The 19,944-nt window shown below is 63.7% G+C and carries 20 protein-coding genes and 1 tRNA gene; 14 read left to right on the top strand and 7 right to left on the bottom strand.

What is annotated here, in order from left to right; genetic code table 11:
* Nucleotides 1–209 precede the first annotated feature (209 nt).
* Entirely contained in the window at nucleotides 210–1,799 is a 1,590-nt protein-coding gene (gene rtcR, locus G4G27_RS20780) for an RNA repair transcriptional activator RtcR (protein ID WP_183110399.1), read from the bottom strand.
* Nucleotides 1,800–2,069: 270 nt separating this feature from the next.
* On the opposite strand from rtcR, the gene G4G27_RS20775 reads away from it, so the two are divergent.
* The 5 genes from G4G27_RS20775 to G4G27_RS20755 all read left to right on the top strand — a co-directional run bounded on the left by G4G27_RS20775 (nucleotide 2,070) and on the right by G4G27_RS20755 (nucleotide 7,351).
* A tRNA-Pro gene (locus tag G4G27_RS20775) sits at nucleotides 2,070–2,146 on the top strand.
* Between the two features lie 46 nt (nucleotides 2,147–2,192).
* Entirely contained in the window at nucleotides 2,193–3,419 is a 1,227-nt protein-coding gene (locus tag G4G27_RS20770) for an RtcB family protein (protein WP_183110398.1), read from the top strand.
* Between the two features lie 31 nt (nucleotides 3,420–3,450).
* Nucleotides 3,451–3,912 carry a hypothetical protein gene (locus G4G27_RS20765; RefSeq protein ID WP_183110397.1) on the top strand — a complete coding sequence of 154 codons (462 nt, stop codon included), beginning with the start codon at nucleotides 3,451–3,453 and terminating at the stop codon, nucleotides 3,910–3,912.
* 27 nt (nucleotides 3,913–3,939) lie between these two features.
* Nucleotides 3,940–4,953: an RNA 3'-terminal phosphate cyclase gene (gene rtcA / locus G4G27_RS20760; RefSeq protein WP_183110396.1), complete on the top strand. Its 1,014-nt coding sequence runs from the start codon at nucleotides 3,940–3,942 to the stop codon at nucleotides 4,951–4,953.
* 430 nt (nucleotides 4,954–5,383) lie between these two features.
* A complete protein-coding gene (locus G4G27_RS20755) occupies nucleotides 5,384–7,351 on the top strand; it encodes an AAA family ATPase (protein ID WP_183110395.1) in 1,968 nt (655 codons plus the stop codon).
* A gap of 245 nt (nucleotides 7,352–7,596) precedes the next feature.
* Here the strand turns inward: G4G27_RS20755 and G4G27_RS20750 are convergent, their stop codons facing one another.
* The 4 genes from G4G27_RS20750 to G4G27_RS20735 form a co-directional block, all read right to left on the bottom strand.
* A complete protein-coding gene (locus tag G4G27_RS20750) occupies nucleotides 7,597–8,151 on the bottom strand; it encodes a fasciclin domain-containing protein (protein ID WP_183110394.1) in 555 nt (184 codons plus the stop codon).
* 111 nt (nucleotides 8,152–8,262) lie between these two features.
* Nucleotides 8,263–9,006, bottom strand: coding sequence for an anti-sigma factor (locus G4G27_RS20745; RefSeq protein WP_244624442.1), 744 nt, complete (start codon nucleotides 9,004–9,006; stop codon nucleotides 8,263–8,265).
* The gene (locus G4G27_RS20740; protein ID WP_244624441.1) at nucleotides 9,003–9,647 is read right to left on the bottom strand and encodes a sigma-70 family RNA polymerase sigma factor; all 645 of its coding nucleotides are present in this window, start codon (nucleotides 9,645–9,647) and stop codon (nucleotides 9,003–9,005) included. The genes G4G27_RS20745 and G4G27_RS20740 overlap by 4 nt, the downstream gene beginning before the upstream one ends.
* Before the next feature lie 27 nt (nucleotides 9,648–9,674).
* Entirely contained in the window at nucleotides 9,675–10,259 is a 585-nt protein-coding gene (locus G4G27_RS20735; RefSeq protein WP_244624440.1) for a DUF1579 domain-containing protein, read from the bottom strand.
* Nucleotides 10,260–10,325: 66 nt separating this feature from the next.
* On the opposite strand from G4G27_RS20735, the gene G4G27_RS20730 reads away from it, so the two are divergent.
* The 7 genes from G4G27_RS20730 to G4G27_RS20700 all read left to right on the top strand — a co-directional run bounded on the left by G4G27_RS20730 (nucleotide 10,326) and on the right by G4G27_RS20700 (nucleotide 14,904).
* Nucleotides 10,326–11,150 (top strand): LytTR family DNA-binding domain-containing protein, encoded by an 825-nt coding sequence (locus tag G4G27_RS20730; RefSeq protein ID WP_183110392.1) that lies wholly within the window; start codon nucleotides 10,326–10,328, stop codon nucleotides 11,148–11,150.
* An 83-nt stretch (nucleotides 11,151–11,233) separates the two neighbouring features.
* Complete coding sequence (gene rpiB, locus G4G27_RS20725) at nucleotides 11,234–11,686, top strand: ribose 5-phosphate isomerase B (RefSeq protein WP_183110391.1); 453 nt, start codon at nucleotides 11,234–11,236, stop codon at nucleotides 11,684–11,686.
* Nucleotides 11,683–12,999, top strand: coding sequence for a serine hydroxymethyltransferase (gene glyA, locus G4G27_RS20720; protein WP_183110390.1), 1,317 nt, complete (start codon nucleotides 11,683–11,685; stop codon nucleotides 12,997–12,999). The genes rpiB and glyA overlap by 4 nt, the downstream gene beginning before the upstream one ends.
* Nucleotides 13,000–13,001: 2 nt before the next feature.
* Entirely contained in the window at nucleotides 13,002–13,319 is a 318-nt protein-coding gene (locus G4G27_RS20715; RefSeq protein ID WP_183114008.1) for a zinc-ribbon domain-containing protein, read from the top strand.
* A gap of 4 nt (nucleotides 13,320–13,323) precedes the next feature.
* Nucleotides 13,324–13,785 (top strand): transcriptional regulator NrdR, encoded by a 462-nt coding sequence (gene nrdR, locus G4G27_RS20710; RefSeq protein ID WP_183110389.1) that lies wholly within the window; start codon nucleotides 13,324–13,326, stop codon nucleotides 13,783–13,785.
* On the top strand, nucleotides 13,782–14,528 hold the full coding sequence (locus tag G4G27_RS20705; RefSeq protein ID WP_183110388.1) for an RNA methyltransferase: 747 nt from the start codon (nucleotides 13,782–13,784) through the stop codon (nucleotides 14,526–14,528). Before nrdR ends, G4G27_RS20705 begins: the two co-directional genes overlap by 4 nt.
* A 106-nt stretch (nucleotides 14,529–14,634) precedes the next feature.
* Nucleotides 14,635–14,904 (top strand): hypothetical protein, encoded by a 270-nt coding sequence (locus tag G4G27_RS20700; RefSeq protein ID WP_183110387.1) that lies wholly within the window; start codon nucleotides 14,635–14,637, stop codon nucleotides 14,902–14,904.
* A gap of 28 nt (nucleotides 14,905–14,932) precedes the next feature.
* Here G4G27_RS20700 and G4G27_RS20695 read toward each other — a convergent pair whose 3' ends face one another.
* The gene (locus G4G27_RS20695; RefSeq protein WP_183110386.1) at nucleotides 14,933–15,238 is read right to left on the bottom strand and encodes a chorismate mutase; all 306 of its coding nucleotides are present in this window, start codon (nucleotides 15,236–15,238) and stop codon (nucleotides 14,933–14,935) included.
* A gap of 224 nt (nucleotides 15,239–15,462) precedes the next feature.
* Here G4G27_RS20695 and rpsD point away from each other — a divergent pair, with 224 nt between their 5' ends.
* Entirely contained in the window at nucleotides 15,463–16,077 is a 615-nt protein-coding gene (rpsD, locus tag G4G27_RS20690; RefSeq protein WP_183110385.1) for a 30S ribosomal protein S4, read from the top strand.
* A gap of 57 nt (nucleotides 16,078–16,134) precedes the next feature.
* On the opposite strand, the gene G4G27_RS20685 is transcribed toward rpsD, so the two are convergent.
* Nucleotides 16,135–18,114: a S9 family peptidase gene (locus G4G27_RS20685; RefSeq protein WP_183110384.1), complete on the bottom strand. Its 1,980-nt coding sequence runs from the start codon at nucleotides 18,112–18,114 to the stop codon at nucleotides 16,135–16,137.
* 155 nt (nucleotides 18,115–18,269) lie between these two features.
* On the opposite strand from G4G27_RS20685, the gene G4G27_RS20680 reads away from it, so the two are divergent.
* Nucleotides 18,270–19,937, top strand: a complete 1,668-nt coding sequence (locus G4G27_RS20680; RefSeq protein ID WP_183110383.1) for a M28 family metallopeptidase — start codon at nucleotides 18,270–18,272, stop codon at nucleotides 19,935–19,937.
* Nucleotides 19,938–19,944: the final 7 nt, after the last annotated feature.

The following is a 19,944-nucleotide window of genomic DNA, read 5'->3' as shown; positions in this document are numbered from 1 at the left end:
CAATATCGTGGCGTCATCCACGCTCTTGTCAGCTCCAAGCATTATTGCTCTTTCACGATCACGTCAACGATCATTTTCGATCATTACGTGACGGAAATGGATGCGCGGAGCGGCACCCCGTTTGACCGTTGGCTACCTGTTGGGCAGGGTCGGCTGATGAGCAAACCGACATTGTCGATCATGACGGTGTCGACGTTCGGCCTGTCGCCTCAGCGAGACAGCTGCAACCAGTCCAGTCCGAAACGCGCAAGGTATTTGCGCAGCCGATCGGCATCATTGGACGATGCGCGTCGCGTTCGCGATGCCGAGAACAGGGTCCGGCCCGCTTCGGACAGCGACCGGCTACGCCGGCAGACGCCCGTGACATGGGCGAGTTGCACCCGGTCGAATGGATCGAGCGCGTCCAATGCCGCCGGGTCGAGCAAATCGTCAAGATCGTCGCCCTGCTCGCCATCGGCGGCCCATAGCCGGGCCAGTCGACCGATCTCGGCATCGACGCATTCAGCATCGATCCTGCCCTTGGGCGAGAAGGTCGCCATGCGCGTAACGCTTGCCGCGAGGTCGCGGAAATTGCCCCGCCACATCGCGGTGGGCGCGGTCGCAAAGGCAAGATACCGCTCGCGCGCTTCCTTGTTGAACGTCACGCGCGCGCCTTCGCGCTCAGCGAAACGATCGAGCTCATAATCGAGGTTGGGCGCGATGTCCTCGCGCCGGTCGGCGAGGCCGGGCAGCGCGAAGGTCCACAGGTTGAGCCGTGCGAACAGGTCGTCGCGGAATCGCCCCGCGCCCACCGCACGGCCGAGATCCCGGTTGGTGCCGGCGATAAGCTGGAAATCCGACGCCGATTCCTTGTCGGCGCCGACCGGCAGGAAACGCTTATCCTCGATCGCGCGCAGGATCATCGCCTGCTCGTCGAGCCCGAGCTCACCGATCTCGTCGAGGAACAGCATGCCGGTATCGGCGGTGCGCAACAGGCCGAGCCGATCGGCGGCCGCCCCGGTGAACGCGCCCTTTTTGTGCCCGAACAGCGCGGACATCGCGCCGTCGCCTTTAAGCGTCGCGCAATTGACCTCGACGAACGGCCCTTTCACCTGATGCCGCGAGCGTTTCAGTTCATAGATACGCCGCGCGAGTTGACTCTTGCCCGCCCCGGTCGGCCCCATCAGCAGCACCGGCGCACTCGATCGCACCGCGACCTGCTCGATCTCGTCGATCAGCCGGTTGAACGCGGCGTTCTTCGTATCGATGCCCGATTTCAGGAACGAGGTGCTGTCGGCGCTGACTGCGGCGAAGCGCGTCGCGATGCTGTCATAGCGCGACAGATCCAGGTCGATCACGTTCCAGCTGCCCGGCGCGTTGGTCGGCGCGCCGCGATGCGGCTGGGTCTGCAGCAGACGGCCGGGCAGATAGCGCGCCTCGCTCAGCAGGAAGAGGCAGATCTGCGCGACATGCGTGCCCGTCGTGATGTGGACGAGATAGTCCTCGACATCGGGATCGAACGGATAGCCCCGCGTGAAATCGAGCAGCTTGCCGTACACTTCTTCGAAATCCCACGGGTCGCGGAAATCGATAAGGTGGCGATCGACTGTCGTCTCGGGTGAGACGCCGATGATGTCCGAGGCGATATACTCGGCGAGTCGCGTATGTGACGCGCCATGAAGCATGACGAAACGATCGACGCGCAAATCTTCATGCATCGTCAGCCCGACCGACGGGCGCCACTTGTTCCAGCGCTCCGGGCCAAACTTGCTGGCATCCAAAGTCGAGCCGAGAAATCCGATGACGACGAGCGGTCTCATTTTTATCTTTTAGGATAAAATACGCGCTGTGTCTATCGACTTGAACAGGCAACTGCTGGCGAGCCCGCGACACGTCACCCGATAATCACGATATCTTTGTTTTATAATCAGTGGCTTATAGATTCCATCCCGCAGGTGCCGCAAACTGGCACGCCTGCTGCAATAGCTTATTCCGTTATGCTGGTGGATCGAACATCGCTGGCATGACGGCGCGGCAGGGGCGGTCGGAATAGGCCGGCCGCCCCGGATCGCCGCAAGGGATTGGCATTTCAGGGCGTAGCTCAGTTGCGCAGAGTACCGGTTTTGGAAACCGGGGGTCGTTGGTTCAAATCCAGCCGCCCTGACCAGCAATCGTGATGCCGCCCCGGCGGCAGGACACAGAAGGAGGTCGCGATGACCGAAGCGAATTTCGATTACCAGCATGTCGAAGGCGGCGTGCCAATCAAGATGTGGACGCGCGGCGTGCCGGTCGATGACAAGGCGCGCGCGCAGCTCGCTCGCGCGGCGCAGATGCCGTTCATCTTCAAGCATGTCGCGGCGATGCCCGACGTGCATGTCGGCATCGGCGCAACCGTCGGCTCGGTGATTCCGACCAAGGGTGCGGTGATTCCGGCTGCGGTCGGCGTCGATATCGGCTGTGGCATGATGGCGGCGCGCACTTCGCTCGTCGCGAGCGACCTGCCCGACAATCTCGAGGGCGTGCGCGCTGCGATCGAACGCGCCGTGCCGCATGGCCGGTCGGTCGGCCGCACGAAACGCGACACCGGTTCGTGGGGCGATCCGCCGCCGGCGATCGTCGAGGCCTGGGCGACTCTGTTCGCGCGGTTCGAGACGATCACGGCGAAATATCCGCGGCTGAAAAACACCAATAACCTGGTGCATCTCGGCACGCTTGGCACGGGCAACCACTTCATCGAAGTGTGTCTCGATACCGAGCAGCGGGTCTGGGTCATGCTCCATTCCGGATCGCGCGGGGTGGGCAATGCGATCGGCAGCTTCTTCATCGAACTGGCCAAGCAGGACATGCGCAAATGGCACATCAACCTGCCCGACCAGGACCTGGCCTATTTCCCGGAAGGGACCGATCATTTCGACGATTATGTCGAAGCGGTCGGCTGGGCGCAGGACTATGCGGCACTCAACCGCCGCATGATGATGACGAATGTGATCCGCGCCATTCGAAGCGAGATCACCAAGCCGTTCGACGCCGAGCTGAAAGCGGTCAACTGCCATCACAATTATGTGTCGCGGGAAACCCATTTCGGCGAGAATGTGCTCATCACCCGCAAGGGTGCAGTGCGTGCGGCAAAGGGCGTGCTCGGGATCATCCCGGGGTCGATGGGCGCGAAATCGTTCATCGTCCGGGGTCTCGGCAACGCGGAGTCATTCGACAGCTGCAGCCATGGTGCGGGGCGCGTGATGTCGCGCACCCAGGCCAAGAAGGAAGTGTCGCTGGCCGAGCACATCGCCGATACGGCGGGTGTGGCGTGCCGCAAGGATGAAGGCGTGATCGACGAAAGTCCCCGCGCCTATAAGCCGATCGAAGCCGTGATGGCCGCCCAGGCCGATCTGGTGGAGATCGTTCACACGCTGAAGCAGGTGGTGTGCGTCAAGGGGTGAAACCCTTGACGCATTCACAGGCGAGGATGCCGTGACCCCGAAAGTCGATGAGTGGAAGCAGGTCGGTCGCCTGTATGTGTGGCGGTATCCGCGTTGGCGGGACAAACACGCCCAATGGCACTTCACCGGTGATGCGTCGGGCTGCTCGTCTCTAATCGATCTGCTCGACCATATGCGGTCGGGCGGGATCGCGTCCTACCGAACGTTGAAGCTTGGCAAAGTTACAGAAAGCATCTGGTGCGTGCCAAATTACGGCCGTCCCATAAATGAGCCGTTCGAGCGATTGCGTTTCAAATTCGAACCGGAGCGAGAAGATCTGGAGATTGTCGTCACTGACGACCTCCTGACGCTTCACTTTGGCGCCAAGCAGTTCGCAAGTTTACGCGCGGCGTTCGTCGATGTTTCGGTAGGACTGGGGGATTTTGGTATCGCCACCTCCGATGATCGCCGCGCAAATAGCTGGATGTTTTGGTGGATGCTGGATCGAAATTGAAGGCACCCTAATAGATTAGGTAAGATAATGATCATCATCGACGGATCGGAAGGCGAAGGCGGAGGGCAGATCGTACGCAATGCGTGCGCGCTGTCGCTCGTCACGGGCAAGCCGTTCCAGATCACCAATGTGCGCGGCAAGCGGTCGAAGCCGGGGCTGATGCGTCAGCATGTCACCGCAGTCGAAGCCGCGTGCACGGTCGGCGGCGGGGAATGCGACGGGCTCGCGGTCGGATCGGGCGAGCTCGCCTTCCGGCCCGGCACGGTCGTGCCCGGCGAATATCGCTTCGCGGTCGGCACTGCCGGCAGCACGGGATTGGTCCTGCAGACGATCCTCATGCCGCTGGTCCTGGCCGATGCGCCATCGCGGCTGATCCTCGAAGGCGGCACGCACAATATGATGGCGCCGCCGTTTGATTTCATCGCGCGCGCCTTCCTGCCGATCATCAACCGCATGGGACCGACGGTCGAGGCGCGCCTGATCAGGCATGGTTTCTACCCGCGCGGCGGCGGTCGGATCGAGATCGACATCACGCCGGCACCGCTGCGGCCGATCGACTGTGTCGAGCGCGGAGCCCTGCTCTCTCGCTCCGCGCTGGCGATGTTCGCCGGACTGCCGTTCGAGGTCGCCGATCGCGAGATCGGTACCGCGAAGAAACTGCTCGGCTGGCCCGACGAGGCGTTCGCGGTGCGCCAGCTGCCCGAGGAGCAGGGGCCGGGCAACATCCTGCTCCTCGAGGCGGCTTATGAGCATGTCACCGAAATCGTCAGCGGTTTCGGCCAGCTTGGCGTGCTCGCCGAACAGCTTGCCAAACGCGCGGCCGGACGCATGTCGGGCTATGAGGCATCGGACGCGTTTGCCGGACCGTACCTAGCCGATCAGTTGCTGTTGCCCTTCGCGCTGGCGGGTGGTGGTAGTTTCACCACGGTCAAGCCAAGCGAACACAGCCGGACCGCGGCGGAGATCATCGAACGATTCCTCGGCCGGACCTGCGTGTTCGAACAGCTCGCATCGGGCACGCACCGGGTCGAGATTCGATAAGAGTCGACTCACTTCTACACCCCTCCCCTTGTGGGAGGGGAGGGGGAGGGTTTCAGCGGCGGGTGGGGCTCGATGCCCCGTTCGGCGCTTTGCGCCGAGCGATGCGCTTCGCGATCGCACCCTCCCCGACCCCTCCCATGAAGGGAGGGGAGAAGTAGCGTTGTTGCGAAACGCGCCTTTTTCCGCTAGGCGCGCCGCACGAATGGCCAATTCCGGCCGGACGTTGGAGACAGGCATTGCTGGACCCGACCGCCTCGATGGGCGTTCTGTTCGGCGGCAACCGCTCCCTGCCATAAGCGCTTTTCCGTAAAGCGCTGCGGCCGGAGCGAGGCGCCGCCGCAGTATTCCCAGATGACAGACTGAATGGCCCGATCGGGTACGGCGCCTTTGTGCGTCCGCGCGTCCTCGGGCCGGGGATACGGAAAAGATCATGGACGAACATCAAATCGTCCGGGGCATGCTGCTCCGGATCGGGCGTGGCGTTGCCGCGTCCACACCGCTGGCCCAGGCGGTGCTGCAATGGGCCGAACCGCACCGGGCCTGGCTGACGGCGACGTCCGCCAGGGCGGACAGGCCGCTGAAATGGAAAGCGCTGCTCAAGGCGGTTGCGGCTGCGCGGCCGCTGGACGACGTGCGCCCGCATGCGCTGGAGCTCGCGGATCGCCTTTCCGAACTGCTTGCGTTCGGAGCGATCGACCACGGCCTGCTCAGCGTGATGGTGGCGTGCGACCGGCTGCCCCGCGTCGATCGGTTGGTGCGGATCGCGGCGACTCATGGCCATGACTTGCCGACCCTGCTTGGCGAACTCGCCGGCGCACTACCGCATGAGGTTGTGCGCGTGGTTCGGCAGAGCCCGGTGCTGCGCCTTGGACTCGCCGGTTTCTGCGCCAATCGCCAGGGTCTGGTCGAGGTCGACATCTACTGGACGCTTCAGCGCCTGCTCGATCGCGCGCCGGCACAAGGCGAGGAGATGATCGACACGCTGGTCGGCATTCGCCAGTCGGCGCGCCTGACGCTCGACGATTTCGCGCATGTCGCGGATGCGGCTTTCCTCGTGCAGTTGCTGCGCGGGGCGATCGACGCGCACGCGGCGGGGATCAACATCCTGATCCACGGCCCGCCCGGTACCGGCAAGACCGAACTGGCGCGGACGCTCGCGGCGACGGCGCAAACCGCGTTGCACGGCGTCGGCGAAGTCGATGAAGACGGTCAGGAGCCGACCCGCTGGGACCGGGTCAATGCGCTGCAGCTCGCTCAGCGGCTGCTCGCGCGACGCACGGGCGCCGTGTTGCTGTTCGACGAGATGGAGGATCTGATCGGCGATGCCCGGCCAAGCGGCGGCGACTGGGTCGCCAAACGTTCGGGCAGCAAGATCTTCGTCAACCGGCTGCTCGAGGCAAACCCCGTACCGGTGATCTGGACCACCAACGCGATCGGCAATGTCGACGACGCAATCCTTCGGCGGATGAGCTTCGTGCTCAAGCTCGATCTGCCGACCCGTACCGCGGGGCGGCGCATGCTCGATCGGATCGCGCGCGAAGAGGGCGTCGAACCGGGCGCGGCGCTGGAGCATCTGCTCGACGCCGCGCCGGAGACGACGACGGTGCTGCGCGTCGCGGCACGCGCCGGAAAGCTGGCGGGCGAAGCCGATGGCGGTGCACGCCCGGCCGAGGCGCTGGTGCGTGCATTGCGTGGCGGTGAATTGCCGTTCGGCAGCATGGGGCCGCTCGACCTCGAACTGTACGAGGCCGATGCGCCGCTTGGCCCTCTGTTCGCAAGGATCATTGCGGGCAGCGACACCGATGTGTCGTTGCTGCTCACCGGGCCGCCCGGTACCGGCAAGACCGCGCTGGCGGACCATCTCGCGCGGGTGCTCGATCGACCGCTAGTGACCAAGCGCGCTTCCGACCTGCTGTCCGCCTATGTCGGTCAGACCGAGGTGGCGATCGCGAGAGCCTTTGCCGAGGCGCGGCAACGCGGTGCGGTGCTGTTCTTCGACGAAGCGGATTCGCTGCTGTTCGATCGCAGCACCGCGCGGACCAGCTGGGAGGTCAGCCAGGTCAACGAGCTGCTCACCTGGCTCGACCGGCATCCCTTGCCCGTCGTCGCGGCGACCAATCATGGCTGGAAGCTCGACCCGGCGACGTTGCGGCGTTTCGTGTTCAAGCTCGATCTGCGTCCACTCGGCACAGCGCGGGCGGTCCGTGCGTTCGAACGCTTCTTCGGCATGCCGGCGCCCGCCGGATTGTGCGAGGTCGCGGGCCTGACACCAGGCGACTTCGCGGTGGTGGCGCGCCAGTTACGCCATGCGCCGGCCGACGACGCGCGCGGCGTACTCGACCGCCTGGTGCGCGAGGCGGCGTGCAAGCCGGATGCGATGGGGAGGATCGGCTTCTAATGCTTTTGGGTTATCGGCGCGCGAAGGCGTTCTTGCGAACAGTGCTTGCAACGCACCAAGAAAAAGGGCCCGCCGACTTGAACGTCGGCAGGCCCTTTCTACGCCAGGGCACCGCTACTGAGGGAAACGGGCACCCGTACACGTCTTCCATTTGGGGGAAAGACCGATGGCAATACGAGCGAGGCCGGCCATCGGATGCATAGCGGCACGATTTTTTCTGACGCGACGTCTCCGATGACGCTGATTCAGGGCATCAACACCGTATCGATCACATGGATCACGCCGTTCGACTGGTTGACGTCGGCAATGGCGATCCTGGCGATGCCGCCCTTGGCATCCTTGATTGCCCAACTCTTGCCGGATTTCATGAAGGTCAGCGTGCCGCCCTGCACGGTGGTGTAGGTAGCCTTGCCCATATGCGCGTTGGCATTGGCGGCGATCATCGCCGCGCTGATTTTGCCGGGCAGTACATGATAGGTCAGGATGGTGGTCAGCGTCCCCTTGTTCTCGGGTTTGATCAGCGTGTCGACCGTGCCGGCGGGCAGTTTCGCGAATGCCGCATTGGTTGGCGCGAACACGGTGAAGGGGCCGGGACTCGACAAGGTTTCGACCAGGTCAGCCGCCTTGACCGCGGCGACCAGCGTCGTGTGATCCTTCGAATTGACGGCATTTTCGATGATGTTCCTGGTCGGATACATCGCGGCACCGCCAACCATCGGGTTCTGTGACGGGCTGGCAAGCGCGGCGCCGCCGGCAACCAGGGCGATGGCGACGATCGATGCGCGGAATGTGGGGCTCATGGATACTCTCCTACTGTCGATCCGGGAAACCGGATGCGAAGAGAGCTACGATGACCGGCGGGTTACAGATGCAGCGGGTCGCGGTTAAACCTGTAACGTCGGACTTCGACGTCAGACTTGCGACAGCGCTCCGGTGGCGACGACGGGGCCAGTCGGCAGACCGGTCGGTGACCCGCCGACGGGCTCGAGCGATATCGCCAGCGTCGCTCCCACGGCGAGCCGCGCGCGCTTGTCACCGGCAAGGGTGAAATTGGTGCCCCCGCTGGTGCGTAACAGACCGAGCGAGTGCGGTATGCCGTCCGCCGCGATGACCCAGAGCTCAGCGCTGCGATTGGCGTCGGCGAGCGTGGATTCGGTCAACCGCAAACCACCCGTTACAGGGTCATAAACCGCCGTTACCGGTTTCCCCGCGGCCGAAGGATCGATCGAGGCAACCAGCATCCTGGCCGGGGCGGCAGCGACCGGTTGCTGCTTGGGCGGAACCGCCACCGGCACCGGCGGCGCGGGGCGGATCAGCACGATCATCAACAGGCTCGCCGCAATCAGGCTCGACGCCGCGGCAAGACCGGGCCAGAGCCGACCGGTACGCAGCAACGTCACCGGCGGCGGCGTTGCCGGCCCGTCCAGCGCCAGGTCGACGCGCTCCATCACGCCGGACGGTGCATCAACCTCAGGCCAGACATCGAACAATTGCGCGAGATGCAGACGCCAGCGCTCGACTTGCTGCGCGAAGCCGGGTTCGGCGAGTACGCGGCGCAACGCGACGGCGCGCTCCTCGCCCTCAAGCAGACCCAGTGCCAGCTCGGCGGCGGCGACATCCGGATCTTCGCCGGTCAGGGTCGGATCCTTGGTCACTTTTCGAGACATTCCTTAAGCTTCATCAATCCCCGCCGCACCCAGCTCTTCATTGTGCCGAGCGGCACCTCCTCACGCTCGGCCAGATCGGCATAGGTCACCCCGTCGAAGAAAGCGGTTCGAATCGCCACGCGCTGACGATCCTCCAACCCGTCGAGACAGCGATGCAGCCGGTGTGCCTCCTGGTCGGCCACGATCGTGTCGCTCGCCAGCGGCGCTGCATCGACGATCGGCGGTGCCTCGTCGATCGGGGTCGAGCGCCGAATGGTCTGCGCCCGACGCCAGTCGATCGCGCGATTGCGCGCGATCGTGGCGAGCCAGGTAATCGGACTCGCGCGACTCGGTTCATAAGCGCCCGCCCGCTTCCAGATCGTCAGATATACGTCGTGCAACACATCTTCCGCCGCTTGCCGTTCGCCGCAGATACGGAGGCATATGCCAAATAGTTTCGCTGACGTCATGGCATAGAGATCGCGGAATGCCGCGCGATCCTCATCGCCGGTACGCACCAATATCTCGACCAGCCGCGCCCGTGCCTCGTCGGCGGACGGATGTTCCGGCTTTGGCTCGATCGTGGCTGAAGGCAAATCCGTCACAGGCGGCATGCGTAGCGCGGCGCAGGGGTGCGGGGCAATCGCCATCGCACCCCGATATCATCCGAAACGCTGTTATTTCCGGGTCATACTGCCCGCCGCCGGCCAATCGCTGTCGCCGACGCGAGTCAGCACCATTTCAAAAAAGCGCTGCGGCTGTTCGCCCGCGACGATCCGGTCGCCGACTTCGGTCCACACGCCCTTGGCCAGGATGGCAGTGTAACGGATCGTCGCGCCGCCCGCTGGAATTTCCCAGACATAACCATCCGCGGTCGGACTGATCACGAAGGTGCCCGACCGTCCCTGCGCATAGGACCGGAAACCATAGGCCTTGGCTGCGGGATCGTAAGAGATCACGGCAAAGGCGTTGAAGCCGACGCTGCCATCGGGATTGAACCCCTTGCCCTCGATCACCTTGATCGTACCGCCGAGCATATTGCCGATCCGTTCGGTCTGAATGATCTTGTGCTCGCCACCCGGCCCCCTTGTCGTCGCGGGCCCGCGCCAGGTGCCGTCCATCCAGGACAGCTTGCCGATCGCCGCCTGCTCCTGCGTCAGCAGGTCGTTATCGGCGACTTGTGCCACGGCGCCGCCGACCGGTGCTGACGCAAGCAGCGCGGCGGCCAGCAATAATGGGCGGGTCGAAAATAATTTCGTCACTGAGTGATACTCCCCGGAGTCTGGCCGAAATTTGCCTGATGAAAGATGCGGTGGCAGCTATGTGCCATGCCCGCCCATTCCCTCCGGCCGCCGAGGCTGCGCTTCAAGGACGGCTTCGCGAAACGCGTTCGCGACTTCGCGAATCGTGCAATGTCGCTCCCCGGCTTTCCCGGATTGCCCGTCGCCGGCGCCGCCGCCTGGGTGATGATGGTCGTGGTCGGCGGCTTTGGCACCGGCGAGATGCCGCTCGCGATGCGGATCGGTTTCTGGGGGCTATTACTCGGGTGGAATATCCTGAAATGGCAGCTCTGGTTCGTCTGGCTGGTGCGCAAGCCGGCCGACTGGCCATTGGTCTCGGGGCTCGGCGCAATCGTGATCAACCTGCCTTTGCCGCTCGAGATCACGCTCATCCTCAACCTGTTCGGGGTCGGCGCGCCAGTCGATATCGCGCGCAGCTGGGGTCAGGCGCTGATCATCAGCCTGGTCATCTTCGTCACGATGTTCGCGATCGGCAGGCACCGCAGGATCACCGAAGCATCGCCGGTCGCCGACCCGGTAATCCTGTACGACGGCCTGCTGGCCCGCGCCGGGATTAAACTGCCAGGTGCTGTCCTCGCGATCCGGGCGGAGGATCATTATTGCCGCCTGCATCTGAGCGATGGCCGCAATGTCCTGATCCATCACCGCTTCGGCGATGCGCTGGCCGAAGTTGCGGAATTCGACGGGGAGCAAGTCCATCGCGGCGCATGGGTCGCGGCGGACGGTGTGGCGGGTGCACGCCGCGAGGGGCGGAAATGGCTGATCGTCCTGCCCGACGGCACCACCGTGCCAGTCAGCGCGGGCCATGCCAAGGCAGCGCGCCTGCGCGGATGGCTGCGGCAGCCGCGCTGAGATTTTCCGGTGTGGCGTTCCGCGAGCGCATTGCGTAAGAGCCGCCGCATCCGCTTCACCCGCTAGAGGAGCGCGCTTCGATCATGCGCATCGCCATCGCTTCCGACCATGCCGCCTTCGACCTGAAGCGCGTGCTCGCCGCGTGGCTGCGCGACGAAGGGCATGAGGTGATCGACCTTGGCCCGGACAGTGACGCGCGAGTCGATTATCCCGATTTCGGTTACACGCTCGGCGCGGCGATTGCCGCCGGTACGGCCGATCGCGGTGTCGCGCTGTGCGGATCGGGTATCGGCATCTCGATCGCGGTTAACCGCAATCCGGCGGCGCGCTGCGCCTTGGTCGGTGAGCCCTATTCGGCGATGCTGGCGCGCGAGCATAACGACGCCAATGTCATTGCGCTCGGCGCCCGGCTAACCGGCGAGGACATGGCCAAGGCCTGTATCGCCGCATTCCTTGCCGCCGAATTCGCCGGTGGCCGCCATGGTGGCCGTGTCGACAAGCTTGGTCATCCCCCTTTGGTACAGGAGCCCGTATGAGCACCAATCCTCAAGCCCTTCACGACGTGCAGCCGGACGGCTTCTTCACCCGCACGCTGGCCGAGGCCGATCCGGCGGTGTTCGGCGGCGTTCAGCACGAGCTGACCCGCGAACAGACGCAGATCGAGTTGATCGCGTCGGAAAATATCGTCTCGAAGGCGGTGTTGCAGGCACAAGGGAGCGTGTTCACCAACAAATATGCCGAAGGCTATCCCGGCAAGCGCTATTATCAGGGCTGCCACCCCTCGGACGAGGTCGAGACGCTGGCGATCGAGCGCGCCAAGCAGCTGTTCGATTGCGGCTTCGCCAATGTGCAGCCGCATTCGGGCGCACAGGCCAATGGCGCGGTGATGCTCGCACTGGTCAAGCCCGGCGAAACGATCATGGGCCTGAGCCTTGATGCCGGCGGCCATCTGACTCACGGCGCCAAGGCGGCGATGTCGGGCAAATGGTTCAACGCGGTGTCCTATGGCGTCGACCCTGTCACCCATCTGATCGATTTCGATCAGGTCCGCGCGCTGGCACATGAGCACAAACCCAAACTGATCATCGCCGGCGGGTCGGCTTATCCGCGCCAGATCGATTTCGTGACGTTCCGCGCCATCGCCGATGAGGTTGGTGCGATTTTCATGGTCGACATGGCGCATTTCGCCGGACTGGTCGCCGCAGGGCACCACCCCTCGCCACTCCCCCACGCCCATGTCGTGACGACCACGACGCACAAGACCTTGCGCGGTCCGCGCGGCGGCATGGTGCTGACCAATGACGAGGCGATCGCCAAGAAGATCAACTCGGCGGTATTCCCTGGCTTGCAGGGCGGCCCACTGATGCATGTCATCGCGGCCAAGGCGGTCGCGTTCGGCGAAGCGCTGCAGCCCGATTACAAAAGCTATATCGCCGCTGTGGTGGAGAACGCGAAGATACTGGCAGCGACGCTCAAGGAGCGCGGCGCGGAAGTGGTATCGGGTGGCACCGACACGCATCTCGCGCTGATCGACCTGTCGCCGCTCGGCGTGACCGGCAAGGACGCCGACGAGGCGCTGGAGCGCGCCGGCATCACCTGCAACAAGAACGGCATCCCCAACGATCCGCTGCCCCCGACCAAGACCAGCGGCATTCGCGTCGGATCGCCGGCGGGCACCACGCGCGGCTTCGGTCCGGCCGAGTTCCGCGAGATCGGCAATATGGTCGCCGATGTCCTCGACGGCTTGCGCAAGAATGGCGAAGCCGGCGATGGCCAGGTCGAGGCCAATGTGCGCGAACGCGTGCTGGCGCTGTGTGCGCGCTTTCCAATCTATCCCGAAGGCGTGTGACGATGGAGTGCGCCACCTGCGATACGGAGCTGACCGACGACGCCCGCTATTGTTCCAATTGTGGCACGTCAGCATCGTCAGGTCCGGGCACCTGGCGCAGCGCGGCGAATGACGATGTTCGCGCTGCTCGGGCTTTTGCCGCAGATGCGCGGCAACGTCATGCCTTACCCGATACGCTGCCCGATACGCTGGGCGCCAGCATGGCCAAGGGAGCGGCGATCGGCGCGGTGGTCGCATTGCCGGTGCCGTTGATCGGCCCCCTGGCCGGTGCGGTGGTTGGCGCAGGCGTCGCCGCGTTCCAGAAACTGACGGAGGACTGATCGTTTGCGTTGCCCCTTTTGCGGACATGAAGACAGCCAGGTGAAGGATAGCCGGCCGACCGAGGACGGGGCGGCGATCCGGCGGCGGCGGCAGTGCGAGGGGTGCGCGGCGCGGTTCACTACGTTCGAGCGGATCCAGTTGCGCGAACTTTACGTGTTGAAAAGCGAGGACAAAAAGGAGCCGTTCGATCGCGAGAAGCTGCTTCGCTCGGTCTCGATCGCCGCGCGCAAGCGGCCGATCGATGCGGTGCGGATCGAGAAGCTCGTCTCCGGCATCCAGCGGCAATTGGAGACGCAAGGCGAGAACGAAGTACCGTCACAGCGTATCGGCGAGATGGTGATGGACGGGCTCAAAGGCCTCGATTCGGTCGCCTATATTCGCTTCGCCAGCGTCTATAAGGATTTTCGCGAGGCGCGCGATTTCGAGGAATTCGCCGGCAATGTGAGCGAAGCGGGTAAGGCGTGAGCGCCAACCTGGCCCCGCCCCCCATCATCGTCCTGGTCCGCCCGCAGCTCGGCGAAAATATCGGCAAGGCGGCGCGCGCGATGCTCAATTTCGGACTGACCGAAATGCGCCTCGTCAGCCCGCGCGACGGCTGGCCCAATCCGTCCGCCGGCCCTGCGGCAAGCGGCGCGGATATCGTGCTGGAACAGGCCGGCGTGTTCGACAGCGTCGCCGACGCAGTCGCCGACTGCGCCCATGTCTATGCCACCACGGTACGCAAGCGTGGCGTGACCAAGCCGGTCGTGACGCCCGAGCGCGCCGCAGCCGATATCCATGCAGCGCCGGGACGTTCGGCGATCCTGTTCGGCCCGGAACGGTCGGGGCTGGAAACCGACGATGTGGCGCTTGCCCGCACGATCGTCACCGTGCCGATCAACGCCGAATTCGGCTCGCTCAACCTCGCCCAGGCGGTGATCCTGGTCGCTTATGAATGGTCGAAGGGCATTAATCTCGCCTCGCCGCCCGAAACCGACCTGCCCGGGCCGGCACCGCATGAAGAACTGGAGGGGATGATCCTGCAGCTCGACGCGATGCTGGAGGCCGCGCACTTCTTCTATCCACCCGACCGCACGCCGGTGACCAAACGCACCTTGCGCACGCTGCTGACCAAACCCGGCTGGTCGAGCCAGGAAGTACGGACCTTTCGTGGCGTGCTCAGCGCGTTGCGGGGGTCGAAGAAGGCGAAGCCGCCGCATCAAGCATGACGACGATTGCCGACGGGAACGGAGATCGTTGCAAAATATAGATATATCCTTCCGAGATCAGCCCATTGGCATTATGGGCCGGTCCGATTGTGAAGTGGAGAATTTGATGAAATTGCTTATCGCCGCGGCGTTTGCCCTTGCTTCGCCCGCCATGGCCCAGACCGCAACCAACGGTGGACCGGCTTCAACCGCCGATCAATCGACCAAGGCCGAAAGCGAGCGCAAGATCTGCCGCAGCGACGCCCGCACCTCGACGCGCCTTTCCAAGAAGACCTGCAAGACCGCCGCGGAATGGCGCAAGACCGACGGTCAGGCTGGCAACGCCGACGACATCATGCGCAGCCGCGATATACTAGGCGTTCGTCCCAACAACTGAAGGGCGACGAAGCGTGCCGTCGCGCGCATCAGCGCCGATCGAACGCTTCCAATTCGTACGCGATCGAGGTTTCGACAAGCTTGTCCCACAAGGACGCGATCAAGGGTCCGGGCAATCCTGCTGCTTCGCCTTGCGCACGGGCATTGGCGATGACCTGCGCCTTGCGTGGCTCGTCGCGTACCGCGCTGCGCTCCGGCTTGATCCGCGCTGCGGCATCCATATAGGCGAAGCGGCGGACAAGCAGGGCGATCAGCTCGCGATCAAGCTGATCAACGCCGCGCCGCACCTCAATCATCTTCGTGCAGTGGGCGCCGGCAAGGACTGGATCGTTCATGCACATGCTCTTGGCGAGCCTGCATGCGGCTGTCCAGCGTGACTTCCCAACTTGACTCTCCTGCGCACCCCCGCTAACCGCCCGCCTTCGCAAAAGGCCCCGCACCCCGGTGAAGCGGTGGCCCCGATCGAACCTTAGGGTTCGACGGAGCGATGACCGGGTATCGATCAGCTTAGCTTCACAGCGACGCCGGTCTTGTTGTCAGCACTTGCAAGGAATACCACATGTCGAAGCGTTCAAGCGCAAAGTACAAGCTCGATCGCCGTATGGGCGAGAATATCTGGGGCCGTCCCAAGTCACCCGTGAACAAGCGCGAATATGGCCCCGGTCAGCATGGCCAGCGCCGCAAGGGCAAGGTTTCCGATTTCGGCATCCAGCTACGCGCCAAGCAGAAGCTCAAGGGTTATTATGGCGACGTGACCGAGAAGCAGTTTCGCGCCTGCTATCATGAAGCCGCGCGCATGAAGGGCGATACCGGTCAGAACCTGATCGGTCTGCTCGAGCAGCGTCTCGACATGATCGTCTATCGCGCCAAGTTCGCACCGACCGTGTTCGCGGCGCGCCAGCTAGTTTCGCATGGCCACATCCGTGTCAACGGCGTGAAGTGCAACATCGCGTCGCGCCGCTGCTTCCCGGGCATGGAGATCACGCTCGGCAACAAGGCGCAGGAAATGGCGCTGGTGATGGAAGCGCAGAGCCTGGCCGAGCGCGACATCCCCGATTACGTTGCGCCCGACGGCAATGCGAAGGTGACATTCACCCGCGTGCCGACGCTCGACGAAGTACCCTATCCGGTGAAGATGGAGCCAAACCTGGTTGTCGAGTTCTACTCGCGCTAAAGTTTCATCCCGACCAATTCAAAGAAGGGCGGCCCTGTCGGGGCCGCCCTTTTTCGTTCACAGGCCAAGCGATTGCCGCAAGAAGGTGTCGGCCTTGTCGAGCATCGCGGTGCGCGCGACATCGTCGTCGAGTTGATGATCCAGACCATGGAACTCGACCAGTTCGACCTTGCCTCCGACATCCTTGAGTTTGTCGACCATCAGTTTCGACTGGCGAATACCGACATTAGTGTCGCGATCGCCATGAAACAGCAGCACTGGCGCCTTGATGCGCGCGGCATTGCTCGCTGGCGATCCCTGAGTCACGTGCGGGCCTTTGCCGATAAAGGCATCGACGAGCCTGAAATTGGCGAAATCACGCGCCTCCATCCGCAATGCCTCGAGATCGGTCACCGGCGCGATCGCGACGATCGCCTTGAACAAGTTGGGGTCAAGTACCGCCGACTGCAAAGCGGCATAGCCGCCATAGGACCATCCGACGATCGCCAGCTTGCCCGGGGCCGCGATCCCCTGGGCACTCAGCCAGCGACCGGCATCGTTCACGTCACCGATCGCAGTACGCCACGACTGAAAGCCGTTTTTCTGGAACCAGGCATCGCCATAGCCGGTCGAACCCCGGAAATTGGGCTGGAGTACGGCGAACCCGCGCGCGGCAAAATATTGCGCTAGCCAGTCGAAACCCCATTCGTCGCGCGCGCCGGGGCCACCATGCGGCATGACGATCGCCGGAATATTCTTCCCGTCGCTCCCAGGCGGCAAGGTGAGGTAGCCCGGAATCCGGGTGCCGTCAGCTGCCGGGAACGTGATCGCCTTGACCGAAGCGAGCGCCACCTTCTCCAACTGCGGCCGGGCCAGCATCACATCCTCTAGCGTACGCTTATCCTTGTGATAGACATAATAATGTCCGGCATCGGTATCGCCGCCCGCGAACAACAGCAGCGTGCGTTCGTCGGCGCTGGCATCGATGAACGTCACCAGCGGCTTTCCCGGTAACGCCTTGCCAAGCGACTGGCGCAGCTTGTTCAGTTCCGCATCGAAGAACTCGCTTTCGCGGCGATCGGTGATGAAGGTCGCGCCGACCACCCGGTTCTGGCGGCCGATTCGGATCAGGCCGTCGACGTCGACATCCGGCCGCGCGAGGACGAGGTTACGCTTCAACGTGCCGTCCAGCGCGATGCTGTACAGCGCACGCCGACCATCCTTGCCATCGAAGCCATACACGACGTTGAGATCATGATCGACGGCGTAAGGATTGAAGCCACCGCTCGATCCCTCGTTCAGCTTGAGCGTGCTCAAAGCCTTCCAACTATTGTTGCCGGACAGGCGGTAGACATAATCGATATGGTCGCTGACATATCCTGAATCATTCCTGGGCTGCACACCCATCAGCCGTACCGCGCCATGGCCGTCGGTGATGAACTCGACCGCTTCCCGATTCGGCTGGACGACGGTGCGGCGGGAACCTGACACAGGATCGACCTGATCGACCCCAAGCCCTTCCTTGTCTTTACTGAGTCGCGTCCCGGTCGATACCTCCGGCACGAAGGTTCGGGTCATGAGAACCTTGCCGCTGGCGCCATCCGCCAGCCAGTCGATTACGTCGCCGCCGTCCTGGATTATATCGAGTGACCGAGCATTCGTATCCACGGTCAATTGCCGCACACTACTGCCGTCACTGTTAATCGAAACCAAGCGCGTGAAATTGAGCGCCTTGGCAGACTGGCTACCGGGGATGACGATGTGCACCCGACAGATCAGCCTGGTGTCGCTCGCCCAATGACAGTTCGTCAGCCGATCGGGGTCGCCGCTCGAATTCAGGATCGCCTTGGGCGTGCCGCCCTTCACTAGATCCGCGATCGACAAGATCGCTCCACGGCCCTTGGCCGGCGCAATGATCGCGACATGCGTCCCGTCCGGTGACAGACTCATCTGCAGCACGCCCTCACGCGCGCCAAATTTTGCTGCGGCCTCATTTGCAGCATGTGCCGAAGGCGCCAGCGCGAGCGCTGCCACCGTGGCCAGTAGATGGCGAACCATGTAGTAAAGCCCCCGTTTTCTTGCGTTATTTGCCCAGCTTAGCAGTGCATGATGGGTGAGCAATAAGGATCATCACCAAACCCGATCGTCTTGCATGGCACCGCCCGGACTGCCAGAAAGCGCCCGATCAACGCCATATCCCGGAGAGCATGACCATGCGCGTTTCCGATTGCCTGTCGCCCCTGCTGGTTTCCTCGCTGGCCCTGTCAAGCGTGCTGGTCACCGCGCCCGCACTCGCCAAGGAAGCGCCAGCGCCCGCCGTCTCGGTCCAGACGCTGAAGGACGTGACGCAAACCCTGTCGTCCGATGCCTTTGAGGGCCGCGCCCCCGCGACGCCGGCCGAGGACAAAACGACCGCCTATATCGTCGAACGTTTCAAGAAAGCGGGTCTCAAGCCGGCCAACAAGGGCAGTTGGTATCAGGACGTCCCGCTGGTCGAGATCACCGCGGGCAATGTGAGCCCGCTGACCATCACCGGCGGCAAGACGCCGGTATCGGCCGCCTATCGCTCCGACCTGGTCATCGGGACATACCGGGTAGTGCCGAACGTCGCGATCAAGGACAGCGACGTGGTATTCGTCGGCTACGGTATCAATGCACCCGAGCGTGGCTGGAACGATTATGCCGGGATCGATGTGAAGGGAAAGACCGTGGTCATCCTGATTAACGATCCCGACTGGAAAACGATGACGCTCGACGGCCCATTCGGCGGCCGCGCGATGACCTATTATGGCCGCTGGACTTACAAGTTCGAAGAAGCCGCACGGCAAGGCGCGGCCGCGGCGATCATCGTCCATGATACCGAACCCGCCGCCTATGGCTGGGGCGTGGTGCAGTCGAGCTGGACCGGGCCGCAGCTGGAGCAGGACACACCTGGCGATCATCTCGACCAGAGCCAGGCGATCGGCTGGATCCAGAAACCCGTCGCCGAGGCGCTGTTCGCCAGCGCTGGTCAGGATTTCGCCGCGCTGTCTAGGACGGCCGCAACGAAAGGTTTCAAGGCCGTGCCGCTCGGCGTGAAGGCGTCCGTCGGCTTCACCAACACGATCCGGCGTCAGGCGTCGAAGAACGTCGTCGGCATCCTGCCCGGCACCGCCCGGCCGGACGAGGTCGTACTCTATTCGGCGCATTGGGATCATCTCGGCCGCTGCGACGCGGTCAAAGGCGACGATATCTGCAACGGCGCGGTCGACAATGCGAGCGGCGTGGCCGGGCTCGTCGCGCTGGCCGAGGCATCAGTGAAGGCCGGGCCCGCCAAGCGCAGCCAGGTGTTCCTGGCCGTAACCGCCGAGGAATCCGGCCTGCTCGGCTCGAAATTCTATGCCGAGAACCCGGTCTTCCCCCTCGCCAAGACGGTCGGCGGGGTCAATATGGACGGGCTCAACGTGATCGGTAAGGCGAAGGACTTCGTACTGGTCGGTGCAGGCAAGTCCGAGCTTGAGGATCTGGTCAAGCCATTGGTCGCCGCCGAAGGCCGGGCCATCACGCTCGAAGCCAATCCCGAACGCGGCTCCTATTATCGCTCCGATCATTTCAGCTTCGCTAAATTGGGCGTGCCGATGCTCTATGGCGAGAGCGGCGAGGATCTGGTCGTCGGCGGCACGGTGGCGGGCAAGGCGGCGACCGAGGATTATGTCGTCAACCGCTACCACAAGCCGCAGGACGAATATGACGCCAAATGGGACTGGAACGGCGCCCTGTCCGACCTGAACATCTATTACGGGCTGGGTCACGGCCTTGCGCAAAGCGACACCTGGCCCAACTGGTATCCGGCCGCCGAATTCCGTGGCATTCGCGACAAGAGCCGCGCGAACGCGCAATAGGGCAACA

The organism is Sphingomonas sp. So64.6b, from assembly GCF_014171475.1.
GTDB classification, from domain to species: domain Bacteria; phylum Pseudomonadota; class Alphaproteobacteria; order Sphingomonadales; family Sphingomonadaceae; genus Sphingomonas; species Sphingomonas alpina_A.
Note: the sequence above shows the minus strand (reverse complement) of the source record. Positions and strands in the feature narration are given on the sequence as shown.